Source organism: Streptomyces sp. CB02980, assembly GCF_014451325.2.
In the GTDB taxonomy this organism is placed as follows: domain Bacteria; phylum Actinomycetota; class Actinomycetes; order Streptomycetales; family Streptomycetaceae; genus Streptomyces.
The window spans coordinates 57776-80074 of sequence record NZ_JACSCH020000012.1 but is presented as its reverse complement, the minus strand read 5'-3'; the positions used below and the strand labels follow the sequence as shown (position 1 = coordinate 80074).

Below are 22299 nucleotides of genomic sequence, written 5' to 3'. Positions count from 1 at the left end.
ATCCGAGGACCAATGCGCAGAACGAGCTCTGCGCGGTCTAAAATGGCCATGAGGGCTGCAGAGACGGAGCGTCGCGATGCCGCACTTCCTTGACACCCTTCCCTTCAACTGGACGAGCCCGGCGGCACGGGAGTTGAGGGACTATCTGAGCAACACCTACTTTCGCGAAGACAGCGTTGTCGGTTTTGCAGCGCAAGCAGGGATACCGCCGGGAACCATCGGATGGGGAAGGCCGATGGTTCTGGTCTGGCACGATCTGATCGAGAAGGCAAGGAATCAGGACAAGCTCAGGGCGCTCCTCGCGCAAATCGAGTCCGGCGCCGATACGGCGGTTGCGATTCGCTTGCGAGAGCTGACGCAGTCGACGCCGGTGGTGGAGGCGCCCGAGCCGGCCGCGCCTGCCGGAGTGTGGAAGAACTTCAGCGATCCCGATGCCCGGGAGCGGCAGATCTTCAGCGATTACTCCCTGCTCGATGTGGCCTTCCTGCGGCGCGGAGTGGAACTCGCACCCTCCGTGGCGAGGCTGTTGGTCACCCTCCCCAGCGGCAGCTACTACGGAACGGCCTTCCGTATCGGTGACGACACGCTGCTCACGAACCACCATGTCCTGTTCGACGACGATCACGGGGGCGGGCCGGCCACGAAGGTGGAGGCCTGGTTCGGATACGAGAAGGATTTCGCCGGACGGGATCTGGCCCACACGGTGGTCATGGGCAGGCCCGACACGATCCAGGGCGTGAAGGAGTACGACTGGGCGGTCATCAGGTCCGAGACTCCACTGCCCGACGACACCCCGGTGATCGAGCTGGATGCGTCCGTACCGGTCGCCAACGGTGACCGGGTCTACATCATTCAGCACCCCAGCGGAGGAACGAAGAAGTTCGGGGTGCACCACAACGTCGTGCGGCATGTGGATGACGATGTCGTCCAGTACTGGACGGACACCGAGGGGGGCTCCTCGGGTTCGCCCGTGTTCGACGAGCGCTGGCGGTTGGTCGGCCTCCACCATCGATGGGTGCGCAACGGATCCGTCGATGCGCCGGAATACCGCAACCAGGGAGTCAGGATCGGGCGGGTCCTTGAAGGATTGACGGCTGCTGGGGTGCTGTGAGGCTGCGATGAACATCCTCGACCAACGGCATTTCCCGTTCGGGGACGCCGACGGGAAGGAGCTCCTCAACAGCCTGATGACCATCTACCAGAAGGCGGACAGCACCCAGACCATCATCCAGGCGGCGGGGCTGAAGATCGCCGATTACGCGTGGACCGGCGTCGCCATGACGGACGCATGGCCGCACCTCCTGGAAAGCGCGGCCAGGAAGGGCCGCTTGCGTGTCCTGGTCGAGTGCGTCGAACGCGACCTGAACAGTGCGGCATACCCCATCTTCGGCATACTCCTCAGCAAACCGCCGCAATCCGTGACGGACAGAGTCAGACTCATCATGTTCGGGAAACGGCGTCCACAGGTGCTCTTCGACAGGTCCACGCTGCGTAAACACATTCAGGATCTCACCGGCACGGGCGGCGGCGGTGCGCTCATCCTCACCGGCGATGACGGATACGGAAAGAGTCATTCCTTGTCCTTCATCTCCTACGTGCTCGATGAATTCGACATCGTTCCCGGTGTGGTCGACTTCGAGCGGTGGGCCGGGAGCAAGGCCACACCCGTGGACGTCATGCGGGACATCTGCGATCAACTCGGCTGGCCCATGCGTGATCCATTTGTCGAGGAGCCTCCGGACACTCAGGCCCGCGTCCTGCTCGCCTGGTTCAAGGGCCGCGTACGAGCGGAGGGTGGCGACCTCTGGATCCTCTTCGACGGCCCGACGGAGGATCGCCTGACCCCGGCCGCGGTGTGGCTGGTCGGGCAGATCGCCGTCGTCGCCGAACGGCATGAGGTCGGATTCGGGCTACGTGTGGTGCTTGCGGACTTCCACGCGCGGTTGCTGCCCGCTGTGGAGCGGTCCGTGCTGCGCGATCCCATAGCCCCCATCGAGGAACAACACCTGAGGTCGTTCTTCGAGAAGGTGGGCGCGGCCGCCGGGCAGCCGATCGACGAGGACGCGGCGACCATGATGGTGCAGAAACTCCTGAACGGCCACCCCCTTCCGTCACCCCCGCCGCTGGCGCAACTGTCCGAGAACGCCGTGGACATCGCCCGGTCGACCTTCGGCCTGCCGGAGGAGTTCAATGGCTGAGACCAAGCTCATCACGGGCAGGGAAATGGCCGCGCGCCTCAAGGATGTGCACGCCGGCGACTCCTTCACGCTCGATCCCACGGCCCCGGACGTCAACAGCGTCCGCTGGGCCTACCGTAGAGCGACGGTGCTCCTCGGCTCTTTCGAGGCGGGGGCGCTGACCGCCGGAACCGGCCCGGGCGAGGACGGGGACGAGGCCCTCCGTACCTTCGTCATCGAGGACTGCGAACGGGTGGGCACCACTGCGGGCAGCCGCTGGAGGCTGTCGTCCGGCGTGCGCACGACCACTCTGAACCGGCTCCGCGACCGCGAGCGACTGCTGGACACCCTCGCCGAGGTGAGGTCCGACCCGGCCGACATCGAGCGCGCCATGGCGGAGGCGTACCTGCGCGGCAAGGCTCCCCCTTCCGACGAGCAGACCTTGGACCAGCTGACGGGCACTCTGCGAGTCGCCGAGTGGCTGGGCGCCGCAGGCCGAGCGTGGGAGGCACTGGCCGAGCAGGGGGTCGAGCTGCCCGCCGCCGAGGACGTCCGCAGCAAGATCAGTCTGGCGACGATCTTCCAGCCTCTGCGCGTCCTGGCGGGCAACGTCTTCGTCGGCCGGCAGAAGGAGCTGGGCCAGATCGCGGAGTACGTGGAGGCCCCCGGCGGAGGCTCCGGCCTGTCCAGCTCCCCGCCCGTCGCCGTGCACGGGCCCGGAGGCGTCGGGAAGTCCACCCTCGTGGCCCGCTACCTGCTCGACCACGCCGGCACGCCGGGCCAACGGCAGTTCCCCTTCAGCTATCTGACCTTCGACCGCGGCGACCTGCTGCCACAGCAGCCCCTGACGCTGCTGGCCGAGGCCACGCACCAGCTCGGCCTTCTGTATCCGGCATGCGCCGAGCAAGCGGGGACGCTGGAACACGCCGTGCGAGCGACCCTGCTCTCACAGACGGCAGTGATCGTCGAGGGGGTCGAGGGCCCCCTTCCCCAGGTCATGGGCGCCGACGACGAGATACTCGTGGGCCGGTTCGCTCAGCTGGCACGGGCGGTGTCGCAAGATCGACCGCTCCCGCTCCTCCTCGTTCTCGACACGGTGGAGCGGGCGCAGCGCCAGGGCATCGAGGCCATGGACCGCCTGTGGGACTTCCTCGACGCCCTTCAGCGCGCTCATCCGATGCTGCGCGTCGTGTTCGCCGGCCGCACCCCTCTCCACCGGCCGACACGTGAGATCCCGCTGTCGGGACTCGAGCCCCATCTCGCGCTGGAATTCCTGCGCACCCGGCTCGCCGGGGCGGGCATCACGGCGGACGAGGGCTTCCTGAGCTCCGTCACCCGCAAGATCGGCGCGAGCCCGCTCAGTCTCGAGCTGGCCGCAGAACTGATCGTGCGCGAGGGCGAGGAGGGTCTGCGAGACCCCGAGAAGCTCCGCGGCATCCTTTTCCGCCTCGGTGACGCCGAAGTCCAGGCGGTGCTGTACCGGCGCATCCTGGACGACATCGAAGACGCCGCTCTGCGGAGCATCGCCAGTCCGGGCCTGACGCTCCGCCGGATCACCCCGGAATTGATCCAGGAAGTGCTGGCCGTCCCCTGCGGCCTGGGCAGGATCTCCGGTGAAGAGGCGCGACGGCTCTTCGGCCTCTTGGCGGCGGAGGCGACGCTGGTCGACGCGGTGCCCGGTCAGGACGTGCTCGTCCACCGTAAGGATGTCCGAGAGGCCACGCTGCCGCTGCTCTACCGGGACCATCCCGAGACCTCGCGGAGCATCCACCGCCGCGCGATCCGCCACTACCACGCCTTCGACGGACCGCAGGCCCGTGCCGAAGAGCTCTACCACCGGCTCGCCCTGGGCCAGGCCACGTCCACGCTGGACAAGCACTGGGTGCCGGAAGCGAGCGCCTTCCTCGATTCGGCGCTCGACGAGCTGCCGCCGTCCAGCCAGGTGTATCTCGCCCATCGGCTCGACATCGCGGTCGATCCGGCAGCACTGGCCGAGGCGGACGGAGAAGCCTGGGCCCGACAGGTGATGCGCAAGGCCCGCGCGCTGCTCGACGACGGGCAGGCGTCCACGGCCTTGTCCCTGATCAGAGCGCGGCCCGGAGGGAACCTGCACCCGAAGATCGCTGCCCTGGAGATCGAGGCGCTGGCCGCACTGGGGCATCCGGAGGAGGCGACGCGCCTCGTGGCGGAGACGCTGGAGCGGGCCGGTGAGCACGGTGACGCCACGACCTTCTGGGACGTGGCGGTACTGGGGGCCCGGATCGCAGAGGAACTCGGAGCGTATTCGGAAGCGCTCGGCCTGCTGAGCCAGGCACAGCAGGCCACCGGCACCATCCCCGGCCGCGTGGAGTGGCTGCAGGCGGGCGTCGCTCGGCTGAGGGTGTACCGCCGCTCCGGCAGCGACCGGTCGGCAGAGGCAGTGGAGCTGCGGAGGGCCGTCGTCGAGGAGGCGGAACGGATGAGCCGCCGGGAGCGCACAAGCCATCCCTCGCTCCTCCGGGGACTGGCCGCGGAGGTGGGTGACGAGGTGCCCGGGCTCGTCTCGCAGGCGGCGCGGATCCTGGGCATCGACGACGCCGGCGCCATGGGCGGGACGCTCATGTGGACCTTGACCGACTCCGACATCCAGGATTTCCGCACCGTATCGGAGACTTCCCCGCCGGCGGCCGGCGGCGAAACCAGCCAGGAGCGGGGCCTCCAGATCTCCATGTACCTGGACGGCGCCCCCGAACAAGGGGCGACCTGGACCAGCGCACTGGTCGAGGCCTACCGCGCGGAGGTCGACGAGCCGACGTTCGAACTCGGAACCCCTGACCAGACCGAAGCCTGATCTCTCAGTGCCGTTCCGCCGCCTCGCGCGGGCTCAGCCCGGATGCGAGATGCGCTTGGCCGTGGGCGTCGAGGGTGCCCTCCATGACCGGGGTCATCAGGGCGAGGAGGTCCTCACGGTCGGCCAACGGGCGGAAGGCGAGACGCGCCTTGGACTCCGGGAGCAGGGACGACGGGGTCCACTGCAGCCGCAGCCGCTCGACCGGCAGCCGTGCGCCGGTGCTCTCCAGCACGCGCGTGCGGGATTCGACCACCTCGCGGGCCGCGGGGTCCTCACGCCAGTCGGGCGGGACGAAGCGACCGTACTCCGGCAGCTTCGCGCCCGCCGGGAAGACGGTCGCCGTCGCCGTCTTGAACAGCCGCAGGCCGATCTCGTCGCGGTCGGCCGGGGTCAGCGTGTCGTCGACGTCGAACTGCAGCGGGGCGTCACCACCCGGGGAAGCCACGGGCCGGCTCGACGGCCTCGGCGTGGTCGCCGGGGCGGCACACCCTCGTCACTCCGGAGGTGTCGGGTCCGGTTCCTTCGGGATGGCGCGGTCGCCCGGGTGGCGGATGGCGCACAGGAAGCCGAGAGCGAGGGCGACGGCCATGCCGTAGAAGACCCATTGGTTGGCCTGGGCGAAGTCCATCTGGATGGACGACATGGCGTCGCGGGTGGCTTCGGCGACCTGGCCGGTGCCGGTCGGCGGGGTGGCGTCGCCGTGGCCGGAGACGGAGTCGGTGATGCCGCGTGCGACCTGGTCGGCGATGGCGGGTTCGATGCCCCGTGCCCGGAGCGTGTCCGTGACGTTCTCCGTCATGGCCCGGGACAGCAGGGTGCCGAACACCGCCAGGCCGATGCTCGCCGCGTAGTTGCGGACGGTCTGTGTGATGCCGGTGACCTCGCCGTACGAGGTGCCGATGGCCCGGTTGACCGCGTCCGTCGACGCCGGGGCCAGGATGAAGCCGATCCCCGCGCCGGCCAGCGCCGCGTAGGGCCACTGGTCGTGCATGGACAGGTTCGTCAGTTCGTTGGCCCACAGGGCGAAGCCGACCGCGCCCAGGATCGTTCCCGCTTTGAGCGCGGGGCGCGCACCCCGTTTGTCGAGGATCCGGCCGCCCCACTGGGAGGCGAGGGCGAAGCCCACGAAGAAGTACAGCAGGAAGAGCGCCGCCTGGTTGGGAGAGGCGCTGAGGGACACCTGCGCATAGACGGAGGAGAAGAAGAACACCGGCACGAAGGCGAGCATCGCGAAGAACAGCACGGCCGCGTCCACCGTGAACGCCTTGTCCTGGAAGACCCGCAGGTCGATCAGCGGGTGGCGGACGCCCCGCTCGTACCGTACGAACACGTACAGGATCACGAGGCCGCCGACGACGCACAGCCAGGTCGCCCAGCTCCCCCATCCCCATGACCAGGCCTGCTGGAAGCCGAGGACACTCAGGCCCATGCCGGCGGCGACGAGAACGGCGCCGGGCACGTCGAGGGTTCCGGGGCGCGGGCGGTCCGCGATGTGCGCGCGGGCGGTGAGGATGAGGGCGACGATCGCGACCGGCACGTTGACCCAGAAGACGGCGCGCCAGGTCCACGAGGCCGTGAGCCAGCCGCCGAGCAGCGGGCCGACGGCGGTCAGCGCTCCGGAGATCCCGAAGAACAGGGCGAGGGCCCTGCCCCGCCGTTCGACGGGGAACACCGCCACGACCACGGCCAGCGCGGCAGGGAAGAGCAGGGCCGCGCCGAGACCCTGCACGGCCCGGAAGGCGATGAGCCAGGGCTGGGCGTAGTCGCCGGACGGAACACACCCGCAGAGGACCGACGCGATGACGAAGACGAGGGTGCCGATGACGACGATGCGCCGTGGCCCGTACAGGTCGGCCAGGCGGCCGCCGAGGGCGAAGAACGCGGCGAGGGCGAGAAGGTAGGCGTTGACCACCCATTGCATGCCCGCGCTGGAGAGTCCCAGTTCGCGCACGATGTCGGGGGCGGCGATGGAGACGATGGTCTGGTCGATGAAGGTCATCGCGACCGCGAACATCATCGCCGCGAGTGCCACTGTCTGGTTCGGGAGCCGCGCGCCCTTCTGCTGCGTGGGGTGCGGCTGCGGATCAGGCTCTGTCCGGCTGCTCACTCTGTCCAGTCTGAGCCCGTCCGTGGCGTCGCGCACGCCGCGCGCGGGCTTGCGGGTGCCGGAGGGGGGCGAGGCGGCCGGGACTCCGGGGCGGAGGCGGGGCGGCGCGGTCTCAGAAGGGGTACGGCGCCCGCCTCACCGCAGGCGCGCAGGCTCGGTGACAGCGGGAAGCCGGACGGGAAGGCGGTCCGGGCGAGGGCGTCCTCGGGGAACGGGCGCGGCGCGGTGCCGGGCGCCGCGAGCCCGGCCTGATCGGCAAGACACCCCCTAGGGACGTTCGAAAGCCTGCAGTACACCGCCGAGCGCGAAGCACAGCGCACCGCACAACGTCCCCCAGTTGGCGATGTCGGCGTTGACCAGGCTCTGGGTCGCGGGCCGGGTGAATGCGGCCAACGCAGAGACCATGAAGAGCACCGACCCGAACTGATTCACCGCGACCACCCACCAGCCGATGCTGCGCGAGCGGATGCAGGGCCGGGAACGATGGCAGATCTCGACGAACGCGAGATGACCCGAAACCAGGAACAGCACGCACCCGACCACGTCGGGAGTCCAGATCAGCCGGTTGGTCTGCTGGACGGTGAGCCCCTGCAGGAAGGAGTCCAGCAGGTTGACTCCGAACACAAGCGTCCCGACGAACAGCACGAACGTGCTGAGCCAGTCCAGACGCATCGGCTCGTACCCCCACCACCTCCAGCCGATCGTTGCCGGTGGGCCGCCCGGTTCGGAGTGGCGAGGCGCGTTCAGCACCTGCAAGAGCGCGGTGTAGCCGCCGATGGTGAAGAACAGCCCGCCCGCGAAGTAGATCGAGGCGCTCTCGACCGGGTCGCCCGAGCCGAACTGGGCGACCCCGGCGCCGAGGGCGAAGAGCATTCCGCCGAGGAGGAACGCACCCGATGCGACGGAGTTGAGCCTCCGGAGGCGATCGAGGGCCTCGGCGTCGGCAGTCGGGGACAGGGCGACCGTGCCCCCGGGGCCGCGGACGGACAGCGCCCCGCGCTTGCGCGCGAGCCGCGACTCCCATACGACCGTCCCCCCTTCGGGGCGGTGCCAGGTGAGCCGGGTGGTGAACGGTCCCGCGCCTTCGGCGCGGTGCTCGGGCTGTTCCACGGCACGAGCCTAGTTTCAGCTCCTCTGCCCTGCGGGCAGCGAAACCCAGAAGAGGCCCCCGCGTTCCCCTGCCCTGCGGCCACGTTCATCGGGGGATGCCACGGGGGCGTCGCCGTAGGTGTAGGCCGTTCTGACGTGGCCGTCGCGGGCATGGACGACGACCTGTGCCGGACCTCCGGCGCCGAAACGTCCCCGCCTTCTACGAAGCCGGCTTCGTGCCCGGGGCCTTCCTCACGCCCGCCTCCTTCGTCGGTTCGGCGGCTCAGGCTCGGGAGTCGCCCGTGATACCCGCGCAGTGGGTGACCACCGAGGCGAGACTGCCATGAGTGCGCAGGAGCTCGCGCTGGACGTGGGCCCCGTTTCCCCGTTCCAGCAGACCAGCGATCCCTTCGCGGACCCTCTCGTCGTCGCCGCTCTCGACCAGGGCCTCCCGGACATGGGCGTACAGCTCCCGGACGACCTCCGCCGCCGACGCCTCCCGCATGGTTTCGGGGTGGAGGAGAGGGCCTTCCAAGCCCGACCGACCGGCCCGCCACGCCGCCAGCCGAAGCAGGCTCGTACTGACGCGGGAGGGCGGCTCTCCGGCCCGCCAGGCCCGGGCGGCGGTCTCGACCAGGCCGCGCACCAGGGCGGCGAGGAGTACCGGCGTCGACGCTTCGAGGCACACGTCCACCACCCTGACCTCCACGGTGGGGTAGGTGGCCGACAACCGGGCGTCGAAGTAGATCATTCCCTCGTCGCGCAGGACGCCGGTGTCGAGCAACGCGCGGACCTGCTCGTGGTAGCGATCGGCGGATCCGAAGACGTCCATCGGGCCGGCCGAGGGCAGCCGGTTCCACACTCTGCTGCGATAGCTCGCGTACTGGCTGTCCTGTCCTTGCCAGAAGGGCGAGTTCGCGCTCATCGCCATCAGAGCGGCGAGCCAGGGCCGGATCCTGTCCAGTACGGCGACACCCTCCTCGTCCGACTCGACCGAGACGTGGACGTGGCAGCCGCAGGTGAGCTGCTCCTGCGCGGTCAGGCCGAACTGCTCGCCCAGCCACGCGTATCGCTCGCCCGGGTTCAGCGAGGGCTGGGCGGGCAGCGGTGAGGTGGCGAGGGCCGCGACGAGGGCGCCCGCGGAGGCGGCGTGTCGGCGGGCCTCGGCGCGACAGCGGATGATCTCGTCCTGGAGTTCGCCCATCTCCGTCACCGGCTTGGTGGCGAACTCCACCTGTTCCTTCTGCAGTTCCTTCTCGAAGGCGTGCTCCGGCTCACCCTCGTCGTCCGGCTGCCGGCCTACGGACCGGTCCGCGGCCGCGAGGACCGCACCGGCCAGAGCGAGCGGCTCTCCACTGCGGGCATGCACCAGCAACAGCTCTTCCTCCACGCCCACGCTTCTCATCGAGCCACCGCCGTTCGCCCCTTCTCTGTGCGGGAACTGACGTCTCACACGGGCACGTCCTCTGCGTTCGTCGGCGAACAGCTTCTCGTCGACCCACCGTCCTCGGCACCCACGGCGGCTCCTCGACCACGACGCACACCGCCACCGGGTCAGCCCTTGAAGACGTCCTTGATCTTCTCCTTGGCCTGGCGGGCGTTCCCCTTCGCCTTCTCGGCACGCCCCTCGGCGGTCAGACGTTCGTTGCCCAGCACACGGCCGACCATCTCCTTGAGCCTGCCCTTGACCTGCTCAGCCTTGGCGCGGCCCTTCTCCTTGTCCGACACGACTGACCACTCCCCTGAAATGGGAATAAACGCTACACATGGGTTCTGACCGGCATTCTGACCGGCAAACCTGACACTCCCTGTCATCCCTCGACGCCGCACCCGGCGCAGCCGCAGTCCTCCCGCCTCTGGTCTAGACGGCGGAGAACGGGCTGTCACCGAGACGGGCCAGCAGATCGGTCGGATCGCGGTACACGGCGGCGGCACCGGCCTCTTCCAGGTCGGCCCGCGGGATTCCACCGGAGAGGAGGCCCACGGCGGTCACACCAGCGCGGGTGGCCGCCCGCATGTCCCACACGGTGTCGCCGACGAACACGGCCCGCTCGGGTGGCACCCCGGCGAGCCGAAGGGCGTGCCGGACGGGTTCCGGTGCGGGTTTGCCTTCCTCGACGTCATCGGACGTACTGGTCTCGGCAATGGCGTCGTCAGCGTCGACGGCTCGGCGCAGGGCCGAGAGTTCGCTGTCCTTCGCCGACGTGACGAGGACGACCACCCAGCCGCCGCCGGCGAGGGTGCGCAGCAGGTCGGCGACCGATGCCAGGGCGGGCAGCCGGTCGAACCAGGTGGCGTACAGGGTGTCGTGCGCGCCGCTCAGGCGGTCGTCCTGCGCGTGGTCACGGTCGCCTCCCAGGAGGTGGCCGAGCAGGTCCTCGCCGGGCAGACCGATCGCCCGGTGGACGGAGTGCATCGGCACCCGGTGCCCGGCCTGGCGCAGTGCCTCCCACCATGCCACCACGTGAAGATAGTTGGTGTCGGTGAGGGTCCCGTCGACATCGAAGAGCGCGGCACGTTCCATGGTTCCCTCCTCACAGCTGCCGCAGGGCGGGGAGCGGCTCTGCCTGCGCCCAGCGGAGGAAGGGCTCCTGCCGGTCGCCGCCGACGTGGACGAGGGTGACGGCGCGGCGGAAGCCGGTGGGCCGGCGAACCCACCTCGGCTTGGACGCCCGGCCCCTTCCTGCGGATTGGTTCCACAGGTCACGCTAGTCACACACCGGGAATCCCGCCCGTCGACGGAAGGTCCTGATGAGGGCATGCGGCCGTGGCGACCTCACGCCTCACGTCGCACGTCTGACGCCTCACGTCTGAGGCCCCACGTCTCACGTCTTCCTCTCCTCACCGCGCCGGCGGAACGATGTGTTCAGAACGTGTTGTGGCGCCGCAACCGCAGCGGACGGCCGTCCGGATCGACCAGAACGTGGTGCAGCGGAGTCGCCAACGCCCGCTGCGCCCCGGACAGATCCGGAGGCGTGTACCGGCGCAGGCGGCCTGCCGGGCGTGGACCACCGCGGCCGGCGTCATGCCACGCGTCGAGTGCTGCGGCAGCCTCCTCGAAGGCACCGAAGGCGCTCGCCGGGTCGCACAGTGCGTCCGGCGCCGCTGCCGCCCGCTGCCCCGAGGCCCCTTGCGCGTCCAGGTGCTCACGCATCAGCCCCAGGCGCAGCTCTCGGGCGAAGACACGCGCGCCGTCCCCGAGTCCTCCGGGGTCGCGTGGTCGCCGCTGGTCCAGGCTCTCGTCGATGACGGCGCAGCTGAGCTCGGAGTCGTGGGTCCACGAGCGGAGGTTGATGTTGTCGGAGCCCACGGAGGCCCACACGTCATCGATCACGCACACCTTGGCATGTACGTACACGGGGGTCCCGGCGTGGTTCTCCAGTCCGTAGACCGCGACCCGGTCGCCGCCGGCGCGACGCAACTCGTCGAGAGCCGTGATCCGCCCGACCAGGTTCATGGGCAGGGTGAGCCTGCCGTCCTGCTCCGGGAACGCGGGGATGACTCCGATCATCAGGAGTCCGGGGTGCCTGGCCAGAGCCTGGGCGAAGCAGGCCACCACCCTCGGGGACCACAGGTACTGGTCCTCGACGTAGATCAGGGCCCTTGCCCGTCGCAGCGCCTTGAGGTACCCCCGTGCGATGCTCCGTTCTCCGTCGGGGGCGAAGGGATAGCCGCGCAACAGTCGGTTCGGATACGTGCGGAGCAGTTGCACGGTGTGCGTGCCGCACGGAACGGGATCGGGGGCCTGCGGCGGCAGTCTGCCCGCGTCGGCGTCCTCCCGGTGCATCAACGCACGCAGGCGGGTGGCCGGGCTGCGACTGAGCGGAGAGGGGTCTTGCCACCGTTCGCGGAACACTGCCTCGACGTCGCCGACGACCGGGCCGCGAAGGGCGAGCTGTACATCGTGCCACGGCGGGTGCGGACCGTAGGCGGAGGCGAGGGGCAGAGACTGACGGTCGCCGGAGTGCGCGGCGTCGTCGTTCCGATTGCGGCAGAGATCGATTCCTCCGACGTACGCCACATCAAGCTCCGGGCGGCCGGGGTGACGCAGCACCACCATCTTCTGGTGGTGCGAGCCTCCGGGCCGCACCCGCATGTCGAGCAGGCACTCGCCGCCCGCCTCCTCGATCTCCGCGCCGAGGCGGCGGTTCTCCTTCTCGCTGAACCGGAGACTGTCCAGGTGGGAGCGCCACAACAGCCCCTTCACGACGACGTGACGGCCGGCCGCCTCGCGCAGAACCGTGCCGATCTCGGTGCCCGGACCGGCGAGCCGCTCGTCGCGATCACCGCGCCAGTCGGTGAACAGGAGCAGGTCGCCGGAGCGCATGACACGGATGGCCTCCAGCAGCTCCGTGAAGTACGCGGCACCGTGAACCAGGGCGTGCGCCCGATTGCCCTCGGACCAGGCCTTCCCGTCCCGGCGGCGCACGTCCAGGCGCGTCGCGGAATTGCCACGTTCGCCGGGTGTCAGAAGCCACTCTGCACGCGTCACGTCGTCGGCCCTCCAAGGCCCTCCTGCCGCCGGCTGCGGCAGAAGGGATGTCGAATCCCGTACGGCCCTCCCGAACCGCGTCGGCACCCTCGTCTTCCAGCCTCCCACTCCAGGGCGGCCTGCGACGTCACGGCGTATCTCAGCAGTCCTCCTCCATGCCGATGGCCTCCTCGAGCGAGTCGAACACCTCACCGGTGGCACGTCGGCGTTCCTCCAGCAGCGCCAGCGCGATCGCGTCGAGTTTGCGCTGGACAGCACGGTCTGCCCGCCGCTCGGCATTCTTGAGAAGAGCCAACAGCAGCAGGCTCACCGACACCATGGTGTCCCCGACCAGAAGCTGCCAGCTCACCGACAGACCCGCTGCATGGACCCCGATGAAGGCTCCGACGAGTAGCAGGCAGAACGAGAAGAACAAAGGGGAACTCGTCAGATTCGACGCTCGCTCCGCGAGGCGTTCGAACAGGCCTCGCCCTTTGCTTACCCGTTCGGAAGGATGCTCCAGGGTCATACTCCGTGAGTACCGCAGCGGGACCCGGACCGCACCTCGCCAGATCTCCCCCGAGTGGCTGCCGGCCTCCGTGGAACGATCCCTGGCCGGCGACCCGCCGCAGGGCGTCCAGGACCTAGGATGCCTGGGTTCGAACGTGCAGGACATCGGGGGTGCGTGGCATGAGCGGTTACGGCAGCGGTGGGTACGGTGACGCGGCGGGCAGCAGCGGCGCGAACCTGCCGCAGGGACACCCCTACGCTCCTCCGGTGCCTCCGCCGGGACACCCGAACTCCCCGCCCGGTCAGCCGCAGGGATACCCGTACGCGCAGTCGGGCCCTCCGCCCGCTTACCCGTACCCGCAGTCCGGCCCTCCGCCGGGATACTCGTACCCGCCGATCTACGCACCGGTCCCGCGTCCGCGCGCAGAGCCCTCGCGGGCCCGGAACATCCTGCGCGGCCTCTACAACCCCCTGTACGCCGCCCAGCGGACCTTCCGTCCCTCACGCCCCGGGATCGTCAACGACCCGGAGGTCCGCAAGCTCCAGTTGTGGCGGACCGGGCTGGGACTCGTCGCCTGGGTGGGTTTGATGGTCACCTACAACGCCATCGCGAGCGCCGACGACGTCCAGGGCGTGGCGAGCGAACGCCTCGACCAGAGCTGGTCAAGTGTCCTGGTGCTCGTCTGCACCTTTCCCGTAGTGGTCGGCGCCTTCGTGGCAGCCGCACGGGACGGTCTGCGCCGGGTGTACCTGCGCCGGACCCTGCGCCCCCTCGGCTCGGTGCTGGCCATCATGGCGTCCATGGGCACCTCCGCCCTCGCCATGGCCCCGGAGCTGGCGGGCCTGCGGGACGCCGTGGGGCTCCCCGGGAGGGTCATCATCGTCGTGCTGTGCCTGTGGTCACTCGGCTTCGCGCTCTACGGCATCGGACTGTCACTGGTGCACGTGTTCCGCACCGCCGACATCCATGAAGTGCTGCCGCCGATCCTCGCCGGTGTCCTGGTGTGGGAGATGGCCCTCGTCGACGTGATCACCGGATCCTACGACCAGGTCCCGACGGGTGCCCGGGTGATCTTCATCCTCGGCGCCCCCGTCACGGTGACGGCCCTGTCGTGCTGGGAGCTGTACCGGCTGCGGCGCGACCACGGACTCACGCTCCGAACGGCTCTGCGACGCTGACACGCCGCTTGCCGTGTGCGGCGTGCCGCGTGCCGTAGGCCTGTAGGGCGTGCGTGTTCCGGCCGCCGGGCGGAGTACGCTGAACGTACCGGGAGTAACCCGAACACCCGCTCCCACGCGGACGTCGTTTCCGGCGATCAAGGCACTGGGCCGCCCTGCAGGACGGCCCGGAGACGGGTCCGCGACCATGACCAGCGCCCTCGCACCCACGCTTTCGGCGCGCCTATCGCTGACACCGAAGACCACCCCCGCCGGCCTCTTGGACGGCGCGTGGTGGCCTCGTTCACGTGACCTCACCGCCGAGATCCCGCCCCTGGTCGACGCAGTCGAGGGGCACTGTGGACGCATCACACGCGTCACCGTGAACCCCACCCGCTGGCTCGTCGTCCCGCACGAGGTTGTCGTCACCGGGCACACCGTTCACGTCGGCTGGTTCACCGAACAGGATCCCGACAGGATGATCCTGCTCTCCTACGCCGTCGGCCGCTGCGACCTGCTGGTCATCCCGCCCGACACCGAACCCGCCGCAGCCGCCCGGCTCATGACCGCCGCCGCCGTCCCCGGCAGCATCCTGGCCGCCGGTGTCCTGATGTCCGACGAGGCCGCGACCGGCCGCCGCATGCGAGACGCCCGCAACAGCGCGAACGCCCGGGAGACCGACGGCGGGGCCGCTCAGCCGCCGCTGCGGCCCCCACCGGTTCACGGGCACCTGGCCCTGGCCGCCCCTGACCGCCCCCCTGATCACCTCCTGATCCCCCCAAAGACCACTCCTCCGACCGAAGGCCGCGGGTGGGGCACCCGACACCCGGGACAACCCACCCGCCAGGCCTCTCGCTCACCCGTGAAGGGACCACACACCTTGCATCCCATCGACACCGCGCTCCTGCCCTCGGCCGGACACGCCGAGATCCGCATCGTCGCCGCCACCCCCGAAGCCGCCCGCGCGGTCGCCGAGGTGATCCGCCGCTCCTTCGCCGGTGCGGAACAGCGCAGCTACCCCGTACCCGAAGGCGGCACACGGCTCCACCTCACCGTCGACACCGGATCCGCCGCGGAACCCGCCCTCCCCTGGCTCGCCACCAGCAGACCGTGCGCTTGCACCGCCACGCACGTCGACGAGGTGTGAGGTCGAGATGTGAGGTGCATCGGCCGCCCCTCACACACGGGAAGGGGCTCGCCGCCGAGCGTGCGTCACATGAGAGTCCCCTGCGCCCTGTCAGCCGTGCGCAGCGCCAGGGCTGCCAGTGCCCTTGAAGCGCCCGCACAGGAGGCGACACCCCCTGGGAAGGCGTTGACGTCCACGATCAGAGCGGCACCACCGCCGGTGTCGAGGATGTCCACTCCGTACACGTCGAGTTCCAGCACCTCGCCGGTGCGCAGCGCGGCAGCGGGCCACTCCGCCGGCAGGGCGGCGATCGGCACAGGGAGGTCGGGTGACCTCGATCCGGCCAGTGGGGAGCGGCGGCGAGCCGTGAAGAGACGGCCGTCCACGACCCACAGTTTGTGGTCCCAGCCGGTGTTGGGGGCGAATTCCTGGACGATCACCGGTTCCCCCGGCCGCCGTACGGAGGCCAGTTCGGCCAATCGGTCCGGGGTGTCCACCCGCACCACCAGATCGTGCCGACGGCTGTCCTGGCTCTTGACCATCAGCGGAAAGCCCGGCAGGGACGAGGTGCCCCTCGCCGAGCAGAGCTCCACCAGTCTGCCCAGCGTGGTCGCGCACACGGTCCGCGCGAACGGTAGCCCGGCCGCCCGCAGGGCCCCTGCCACCTCGAACCGGTCCTGGCAAAGGACGGTCGCCCGGACCGAGTTGATCACCGGCACCCCGCACGCTTCCAGCCGGGCCGCCAGCGCCACCGCCCGGGACGTCTGCGTCTTGAGGAGGACGACGTCGGCGCGACGGCCGGTGCCGCCGGCCCCGCCTCCTCTCACCGTCCCGCCACCGGACCGGGCGGCTTCCGGATCGATGAACTCGACGCTGTGTTCCGGCCGCAACACCCGCGCGGTCGCAGCCAGCAACGGATGACCTGGATCCCCGCTGATCACACCAACCCTCACCGCCCCTCCCTACCTCAAGGACGCCGGGTCTCGGGTGAACCACGCCGTCGGCACGTGCGGCCGACGCCGACGTGAGGGGCCCGGGTGGTGTGCACGGGGAGGCGGTCGCCCTTGGCGCGCCGCCGTCTGCTGCGGTCAAGCAGCGCAGCTGACGCCGTCGCGATCGTGCGCCGGATGCGGCGGCGCGCTCAGCCTGCTGTTTCGAGACGGCTGCGGCAGGCGACGGCGATGGCCTCCTCGATCCCGGGCATGTCGGGCCGCCAGGTGGGATTGCAGTTCACCTCGCACACGGTGAAGGAACCGTCGGCTTCGAAGAGGAGATCGACGCCGGCGACGCCCAGGCCGATGACATTCGCCGCTTCGACGGCCAGCGCCTCCGCGTCCGGATACCGGCCGGTGCAGACGGTGTGGGTGCCGCCCTGCGCCAGGTTGGAGACGAGACGGTCGTCACCGGCTGTGCGCACGGCGGCGGCCACGGCCCGGCGGTCGACCACGATGACGCGCAGGTCCCGGCCGTGGGAGTGGGCGACGTACCGCTGGAGGAGATAGGGGTGCCGGTCGTCCAGACTGCCCGCCACAGCGCGCAGCCCCTTGGCGTCAGCGGCGAGGAAGACCCGTCGGCCACGATGGCCGCGTACGGCCTTCACCACGCACGGCTGCGGTACACCCCCATCGAGTACGTGCTCCAGGGGCGCGTCGGTGTGGGTGCGGGTGTCGGGGACGGGGATACCTGCGGCAGCGAGCTGTTGCAGGTGCCAGAACTTGTTCACCGCCGCGAGGACCGCCTCGGCGGGGTTGATCAGCTGCGTGCCCATCGCAGCCAGGTGTCGCAGCAGGGTGACTTCCCTGTCGGCCGACAGCTGAGGCGTCGACAGGCGGGCGTAGGCCACGGCCGGCGCGGGGACGGGTTGCCCGCTGGTGTCGGCGAGTGTGAGCCGTCCGCCTTCCACACCGAGTACCAGCCGGCTGCTGTGGACCACCACGGCCTGGTGCCCGAGCTCCGCGGCGAAGGCGGCCATGAGCGCCGACGTGACCGGACCGGGGGTTCCGCCGACAGCACCGTCCGTGCCCCGGCTGAGCCCCGGGCACAGGAGCAGCCAGGCACGTGCTTCGATCACGGACGACATGCCGGTCCCTTCGTTCGCGGGCGCCCTCTGCCGGTCCCGACTGATCATAGGGCGAGCGTCCACCGGAAGGTGTTCACGGTGGTCACGACGACCACACCGGGGAACGGACCGCCGACGGCGGTTACTTGTGGGTACGGAGTCTTGTCAGCCACGGGGTGTTTACGCGAACATACTGCGGCACGGCTCCCACCCGTCACCCACCTAAGGCCGTCATGAAGAAGTCACTGCTGGGAGTCGCGCTCGCCGCGGCCCTCATCGTCGCCGGGACACCGGCCACCGCCGCGCCGGCCCGGGCAGGCGCGCCCACTTCCCCGCCCTCGTCCGCCGGCTCCCTGCTCGCCGAGAGCTGGCAGCCGCCGCTCAGCACCCGCGGCCGCTACGTCGTGGACGCCCGTGGCGACCGTTTCAAGCTCAAGTCCGTGAACTGGCACGGCGCCCAGGGCTCGTACAACGGCACCGGCGACGTGAACGACCCCGCCGGCCACCACGACGCCGAGAAGTCCGACCAGGTGCCCCTGGGGCTCGACCGTGCCCCGCTCTCGAACATCCTCGCCGACTTCCACCGGCTCGGCGCCAACAGCATCCGGCTGCCCTTCTCCAACGAGATGCTGCACGACCAGCGGGCCGTGCCGGACGCCGCCGTCGCGGCCAACCCGGCCCTCAAGGGCAAGACCCCGCTCCAGGTCTTCGACTCGGTGATCGCGGCGACCACCGCGGAAGGTTTCGCGGTCATCCTCAACAACCACACCAACACCTCCCGTTGGTGCTGCGGACTGGACGGCAACGAGCGCTGGAACACCAGCCAGTCCACCGCCCAGTGGGAGGCCGACTGGCTCTTCCTCGCCAAGCGCTACAAGGACGACAAGGGCGTCGTCGGCGCCGACCTCTACAACGAGGTCCGCCGCACGGTCATGGACGACGCCAACTGGGGCTGGGGCAACGACCACGACTGGTGGGCCGCCTCCCAGCGGGTCGGCGACCGGCTGCTCACCGAGGCCAACCCCGACCTCCTCGTCATCGTCGAGGGCATCAACTGGCAGGGCATACCCACCGATCTCACCCCGCACGGACGGCCCACCCTCGAACCGGCCCGCGAGCTGTCCCACACCCTGGTCGCCTCGAACAAGCTCGTCTACTCGGCCCACTTCTACGGCTACACCGGCCCCCACCACACCGGCGCGACCGGCACGGGCGAGACCAGCGACTGGCGCTACCAGGAGCTCCCCCGTGAAGAGCTCTTCCAGACCCTCCAGCGCCAGGCCCTCTTCGTCGCCGACGACACCCGGCGTCACTACACCGCGCCCGTCTGGATCAGTGAGTTCGGCATCGGCGCCGACGAGACCAACCCGCAGGGCCGGACCTGGTTCGCGAACTTCGTCGACTACCTCATCGAGCACGACGTCGATTTCGCCTACTGGCCGGCGGTGGGCTTCACCGGCCACGGACGGTGGAAGCTGCTGGACTACGACAGCCAGGGCCGGCGCTCAGGCGTCCTCGACGGCGACGACTGGCGCACCCCGCACTGGCAGCGGCTCGTCGACGCCTCCGGCAGGTCCGGCGCCGTACCCGTCGCCGACTCCTGGGACATGCTCACCACGGACCACGCCGACTTCGTCCAGTCCCTCCGCGCCCGCGCGAAGGGCGACTGGGACCACGGCGCCCGCAAGGCGGCCTGCCCCGACGGCGAGCGGATCGTCGGGCTCTCCCACGACGGCGGACGCGGTCTGTGCACCGACACCGGAGCACGCGGACTCGCCGCGCCCGCCGGCGCGTTCACCGTCGTGACCGACGAGCGACACGTCACCGACGGCGACTGGGCCAGCGGCTACACCAAATTCCAGTGCCCCACGAACCAGTTCATGGTCGGCTACAGCCTCCGCGGCCGGGCCGTGTCCGCCGTGCTGTGCGCCGAGGCCGCCCGGGCCCTGCCGAAGACCGGCCGCACGCTCTGGTTCGACCGCGGCGACAACCGTCCCGCCGGCGCGCCCGGCGGCGAGTTCGCCCTCGGCACCTACAAGGGCCAGTGCGGCAGCGACGAGTACGCGGCCGGCGTCGCGCACAGCGGCGCCTGGGCGAGGGGCGACAAGCCCGCCGCCCTGCTCTGCCGGACCCTCTGAGGGCCGGTCGGTCGTCGTCCGGCGTCCACACGGACGGTGGCACGGTGCCGGCGGACACCGGACGAACACGTCCGCGCCCGCCGGCACCGGCAGCCGTGCCAGGTCCGGGCCGCCCCGGTCCTCCGTCTCAGTACAGGCCCCGCCGCTCGTCCTCGGTCACCGTCGGGGCGACCGGGGGAACGACGACCCGGCGGCGGCGCAGGATGCTCGTGTACACGGCGGTACCGATGATGCCGACGGCCATGAGGATCAGCCCCACCAGATCGAGGTTGACCCCCTCGACCTCCCAGTCGGACGCGAAGGTGAGTATGGCTCCGACGGCGATCAGGATGATGCAGACTCCCAGGCCCATGTTTCCTCCCTAGTCTCCGCCCTTGCGGGGTCGGATGTTCCTCGCGTACCCCGGTCCGTGACTCTCACCCCCTCCGCGGCGAGCGGCCGGGGGCCCGGGGCAGCGGATGTTTGGCGGGCTCGCCGGCGGTGAGGCGTACGGGACGAGCCCGTTCGACTCATCCTCTGGGGAGCACATGGAGACCGTAGTCCGCCTGGCGATCTCCGTCGGCGGCTCGGCGCTGGCGGCGTTCGTCGTCTGCCGCGCGGCGGACCTGCTGGCACGCCTCGCCGACGCGAGGCATCCGGAAACCCCGCTGTGGGGGCTGCTGCGCCGCTGCCGCACACCGCTGTACGTCGTCGTGCTGGCCGCCCTGCTCCGATGGGCCTACCCGGTAGCGGCGCCCGGCCGGGGGCCGCTCGAAGAGCACGTGGAGGCGGTGAGCCGCGTCCTGCTGCTGTGCCTCATCGGCGGCGGAGCCTGGCTGGCGGTGCGGACGGTCGCGGCCGTCGTCGAGTCCTCGTACGCGCGGTACGCCGGACGTTCACGCGACGCCGCCCGGCTCCGCCGGGTCCGTACCCAGGTCACGCTGATCATGCGGGTGGTGTCCGTCGCCGTCGGGGTGCTCGCCGCTGCCGCGGCCCTCGTCACCTTCCCGTCCTTCCGCACCCTCGGCACGTCCCTGCTCGCCTCGGCCGGCATCATCGGCATCGTGGCCGGCGTGGCGGCCCAGTCGACGCTGAGCAACCTCTTCGCCGGGTTCCAGATCGCGTTCGGCGACATGGTCCGCATCGGCGACACCGTCGTCGTGGACGGCGAATGGGGTGTCGTGGAGGAGGTGACCCTCACCTTCCTCACGGTCCGGACCTGGGACGAGCGCCGCGTCACGCTCCCCGTCTCGTACTTCACCTCGCGGCCGTTCGAGAACTGGTCGCGCGGCGGCGCGGAGATGACGGGTTCGGTGTTCGTCCACTGCGACCACACGACACCGGTCGCGCTCGTACGGGCGCACCTCCAGGAGTTCCTCGCCACCTGCGGCACCTGGGACGGGCGGGGCTGGGACCTCGCCGTCACCGACACCTCGCCGACCGGCATCACGGTGCGGGCGATCGTGACCGCCAAGGACGCCGACGACCTGTGGACGACCCGTTGCGCCGTACGGGAGGAACTCGTCGGCTGGCTCGCGCGGGAGCACCCGGGCGCCCTCCCGAAGGTGGTCACCGCTCCCGCCGCCGATCCCTTCGACCGGCCGCGGCCTGCGCGGTCGGACAGGCCCTAGCGACGTGCGGGTGGCGGTGCGGTGCTCTTCCTGACGACGAGGCTGGTCGCCAGCTCCATGCGGGTCACCGAGGGCTCCCCCGCGCGCAGGCGGAGCAGCATCTGCACCGCTTCCTCGCCCATCTCCCGCAGCGGCTGGTGGATCGTGGTGAGCGGTGGGCTCGACCAGCGCGCGATCATCACGTCGTCGTAACCGACGACGGACAGGTCCTCGGGCACGCGCAGCCCGCACACCCGGGCTGCCTCCATGACGCCGAGCGCCTGCAGATCGCTTCCGGCGAAGACGGCGGTGGGCCGGTCCGGCAGCTGCAACAGCTCCATGGCCCATGCGTATCCGCCCTCGACGTGGAAGTCGCCGAAGCGGACGAGGGAGGGGTCGTGGGCGAGGCCGGCCATGTTCAGCGCGGACCGGTAGCCGTCGAGCCGGGCCAGTGAGCACAGCATGTCCTCGGGGCCGGTGATGATGCCGATGCGCCGGTGCCCGAGGTCGATGAGATGACGGGTCGCGGCGACGCCGCCGGACCAGTTCGCCGAACCGACGGACGGCACGTCAGGTTCGGGGTCACCCGCCGGGTCGACGATCACGAAGGGGATCGACCGCGCGTCGAGCTGCCGCTTGACGGCGTCGGGGAGGGAGGAGAAGACGAGGACCACGCCGATCGGCCGGCGCTGCAACACGCCTTCGATCCAGTCCGGAGCCGGGGCGTGACGAGTGCCGCTCTCGGTCAGCACGACGCTCGCCTGGTGCGCCTTGGCGAGGTTCTCCACCCCACGGATCAGTTCCATCGACCACACGCTGTCGAGCTCGTGGAAGACGAGTTCGACGAGCGGCGCCTCCCTGGCGACGCGGGTGGTCCGCCGGTACGAATGCGTTTCGAGGAGCTGCTCCACCTTGACGCGGGTGGCCGACGATACGTCCTGCCGGCCGTTGAGAACTTTCGAAACTGTCGAAAGTGACACTCCGGCCTGCTGCGCTACTTCCGCCAGCGTGATTCGCCTGCTCTCCTCGCCATCTCGCATCTGAG

18 protein-coding genes and 2 pseudogenes are annotated in these 22299 nt (G+C 70.3%); 8 read left to right on the top strand and 12 right to left on the bottom strand.

Annotated features, from left to right (window positions below):
* Positions 1-76: 76 nt before the first annotated feature.
* From E0F75_RS24335 to E0F75_RS24325, 3 genes are read left to right on the top strand one after another with little or no spacing between them, the layout of a single operon-like run.
* On the top strand, positions 77-1111 hold the full coding sequence (locus E0F75_RS24335) for a trypsin-like peptidase domain-containing protein (protein WP_187624695.1): 1035 nt from the start codon (positions 77-79) through the stop codon (positions 1109-1111).
* A gap of 7 nt (positions 1112-1118) precedes the next feature.
* Positions 1119-2198 (top strand): effector-associated domain EAD1-containing protein, encoded by a 1080-nt coding sequence (locus E0F75_RS24330; protein ID WP_187624694.1) that lies wholly within the window; start codon positions 1119-1121, stop codon positions 2196-2198.
* Positions 2191-5007, top strand: a complete 2817-nt coding sequence (locus E0F75_RS24325) for an ATP-binding protein (RefSeq protein ID WP_187624693.1) — start codon at positions 2191-2193, stop codon at positions 5005-5007. Before E0F75_RS24330 ends, E0F75_RS24325 begins: the two co-directional genes overlap by 8 nt.
* Before the next feature lie 7 nt (positions 5008-5014).
* On the opposite strand, the pseudogene E0F75_RS24320 reads toward E0F75_RS24325, so the two are convergent.
* The 8 genes and pseudogenes from E0F75_RS24320 to E0F75_RS24285 form a co-directional block, all read right to left on the bottom strand.
* Positions 5015-5446, bottom strand: a pseudogene (locus E0F75_RS24320) (GNAT family N-acetyltransferase); the annotation flags it as partial.
* A gap of 54 nt (positions 5447-5500) precedes the next feature.
* Complete coding sequence (locus E0F75_RS24315) at positions 5501-7024, bottom strand: MFS transporter (RefSeq protein ID WP_187624860.1); 1524 nt, start codon at positions 7022-7024, stop codon at positions 5501-5503.
* A 357-nt stretch (positions 7025-7381) separates the two neighbouring features.
* Entirely contained in the window at positions 7382-8224 is an 843-nt protein-coding gene (locus E0F75_RS24310) for a hypothetical protein (protein WP_187624692.1), read from the bottom strand.
* Between the two features lie 262 nt (positions 8225-8486).
* Positions 8487-9608, bottom strand: coding sequence for a glutamate--cysteine ligase (locus E0F75_RS24305; protein ID WP_187624691.1), 1122 nt, complete (start codon positions 9606-9608; stop codon positions 8487-8489).
* 149 nt (positions 9609-9757) lie between these two features.
* Positions 9758-9931 (bottom strand): CsbD family protein, encoded by a 174-nt coding sequence (locus tag E0F75_RS24300; RefSeq protein ID WP_187624690.1) that lies wholly within the window; start codon positions 9929-9931, stop codon positions 9758-9760.
* Between the two features lie 133 nt (positions 9932-10064).
* Positions 10065-10727: an HAD family hydrolase gene (locus E0F75_RS24295; RefSeq protein WP_187624689.1), complete on the bottom strand. Its 663-nt coding sequence runs from the start codon at positions 10725-10727 to the stop codon at positions 10065-10067.
* A gap of 342 nt (positions 10728-11069) precedes the next feature.
* Positions 11070-12695 carry a phospholipase D-like domain-containing protein gene (locus E0F75_RS24290; RefSeq protein ID WP_187624688.1) on the bottom strand — a complete coding sequence of 542 codons (1626 nt, stop codon included), beginning with the start codon at positions 12693-12695 and terminating at the stop codon, positions 11070-11072.
* 139 nt (positions 12696-12834) lie between these two features.
* Positions 12835-13203, bottom strand: coding sequence for a low affinity iron permease family protein (locus tag E0F75_RS24285; RefSeq protein ID WP_187624687.1), 369 nt, complete (start codon positions 13201-13203; stop codon positions 12835-12837).
* Between the two features lie 161 nt (positions 13204-13364).
* On the opposite strand from E0F75_RS24285, the gene E0F75_RS24280 reads away from it, so the two are divergent.
* The 3 genes and pseudogenes from E0F75_RS24280 (at position 13365) to E0F75_RS24270 (ending at position 15489) form a co-directional block, all read left to right on the top strand.
* A complete protein-coding gene (locus E0F75_RS24280; RefSeq protein WP_229312813.1) occupies positions 13365-14363 on the top strand; it encodes a hypothetical protein in 999 nt (332 codons plus the stop codon).
* Positions 14364-14550: 187 nt separating this feature from the next.
* Positions 14551-15063 (top strand): annotated as a pseudogene (locus E0F75_RS24275) (DUF5994 family protein); the annotation flags it as partial.
* Between the two features lie 159 nt (positions 15064-15222).
* Positions 15223-15489: a hypothetical protein gene (locus E0F75_RS24270; protein WP_187624858.1), complete on the top strand. Its 267-nt coding sequence runs from the start codon at positions 15223-15225 to the stop codon at positions 15487-15489.
* Between the two features lie 65 nt (positions 15490-15554).
* Here the strand turns inward: E0F75_RS24270 and E0F75_RS24265 are convergent, their stop codons facing one another.
* Together E0F75_RS24265 and E0F75_RS24260 are read right to left on the bottom strand one after the other, a co-directional pair.
* On the bottom strand, positions 15555-16382 hold the full coding sequence (locus E0F75_RS24265) for a RimK family alpha-L-glutamate ligase (protein ID WP_194481627.1): 828 nt from the start codon (positions 16380-16382) through the stop codon (positions 15555-15557).
* A 227-nt stretch (positions 16383-16609) separates the two neighbouring features.
* Positions 16610-17548 carry a RimK family alpha-L-glutamate ligase gene (locus E0F75_RS24260; RefSeq protein ID WP_187624685.1) on the bottom strand — a complete coding sequence of 313 codons (939 nt, stop codon included), beginning with the start codon at positions 17546-17548 and terminating at the stop codon, positions 16610-16612.
* 212 nt (positions 17549-17760) lie between these two features.
* Here E0F75_RS24260 and E0F75_RS24255 point away from each other — a divergent pair, with 212 nt between their 5' ends.
* The gene (locus E0F75_RS24255) at positions 17761-19665 is read left to right on the top strand and encodes a glycoside hydrolase family 5 protein (protein ID WP_187624684.1); all 1905 of its coding nucleotides are present in this window, start codon (positions 17761-17763) and stop codon (positions 19663-19665) included.
* Positions 19666-19792: 127 nt separating this feature from the next.
* Here E0F75_RS24255 and E0F75_RS24250 read toward each other — a convergent pair whose 3' ends face one another.
* Positions 19793-20017: a DUF6458 family protein gene (locus E0F75_RS24250; RefSeq protein WP_187624683.1), complete on the bottom strand. Its 225-nt coding sequence runs from the start codon at positions 20015-20017 to the stop codon at positions 19793-19795.
* A gap of 175 nt (positions 20018-20192) precedes the next feature.
* Between E0F75_RS24250 and E0F75_RS24245 the strand changes: the two genes are divergently transcribed.
* The gene (locus tag E0F75_RS24245; RefSeq protein WP_229312812.1) at positions 20193-21275 is read left to right on the top strand and encodes a mechanosensitive ion channel family protein; all 1083 of its coding nucleotides are present in this window, start codon (positions 20193-20195) and stop codon (positions 21273-21275) included.
* Here the strand turns inward: E0F75_RS24245 and E0F75_RS24240 are convergent.
* The gene (locus E0F75_RS24240; RefSeq protein WP_187624681.1) at positions 21272-22294 is read right to left on the bottom strand and encodes a LacI family DNA-binding transcriptional regulator; all 1023 of its coding nucleotides are present in this window, start codon (positions 22292-22294) and stop codon (positions 21272-21274) included. The two genes, E0F75_RS24245 and E0F75_RS24240, sit on opposite strands and share 4 nt — an antisense overlap.
* Between the last annotated feature and the right edge of the window lie 5 nt (positions 22295-22299).